Source organism: Bartonella sp. AA97HXZ, assembly GCF_042196985.1.
In the GTDB taxonomy this organism is placed as follows: Bacteria; Pseudomonadota; Alphaproteobacteria; order Rhizobiales; family Rhizobiaceae; genus Bartonella.
In genome coordinates this window covers 1-823 of record NZ_JBHIRC010000087.1, presented here as the reverse complement: position 1 = coordinate 823, position 823 = coordinate 1, and the positions used below count along the sequence as shown (strand labels likewise).

General features: G+C 42.5%; 1 protein-coding gene. It reads left to right on the top strand.

The features are described from left to right. Nucleotides 1-92: 92 nt before the first annotated feature. Nucleotides 93-823: DUF3792 domain-containing protein (locus tag ACFINE_RS09845; protein ID WP_375621902.1), on the top strand; the 731-nt coding region annotated here is incomplete at its 3' end.

The following is an 823-nucleotide window of genomic DNA, read 5'->3' as shown; positions in this document are numbered from 1 at the left end:
TTTTCCTATTCCTTTTTAGCTGCTCTATATCCCTTTTGGAACATAATTAGCAAAAAGGCATTGTATCTCCAGCATATTCAAGGAGATAAAACATGGAAACTCGCATTCCTGAAAACACACCATTCGATACGAATTTTCTAGGAGAAACGTCTCTAGAAGAAAAGTATTCACTCTTTCACACACCCATTTCATGGTCCGCAATCTTTGCGGGACTGGTGACGGCTCTTGCCACCTCAATCTGCCTCTCTTTTCTGGTCGCCGCTTTAGGCTTAAGCCAAATGGATTTCACTTCTTCAACCCCATTTGAAGGCTCTTTCCTCTCCTTTGGCGTGGGTTCTGTTATCGTTACACTGATTAGCCTAGCCTTGGGAGGCTTTGTAGCTGGACGTTTTGCTGAAACCTCAGGAACGCTTCATGGCTTTCTCACCTGGGCTCTCATAACATTGCTGATGACCCTCCAAGCCATCCACGTGGTTTCTAGTACAGCAAAGATAGGAGCTAAAACGGCTCTAGAAAACAGCTCCATGGTCCAACAAACCGTAGACAGCCTAAAAAACAATATTTCCCCTATACTTGCAAACTTAAACAGCGAAAGTCTTGAACAGTTTTTTGCAAAAAATAGTGACAATGATATCAATTTTGACCAACTTAGGAGTGAATTGCGCACCCTTCTCAATAAAAGCGACATTCCTGCTCTCAACCCTGATCGCTTAAAACAAACCTATCAAGCTGCACTCAATGATATTGGTTCTGCGATAACAGCTTTCAAAAATGATCCTTCTTACTATCGCACCACTTTAAAAAATCTTGGTGAGCGCCTGTC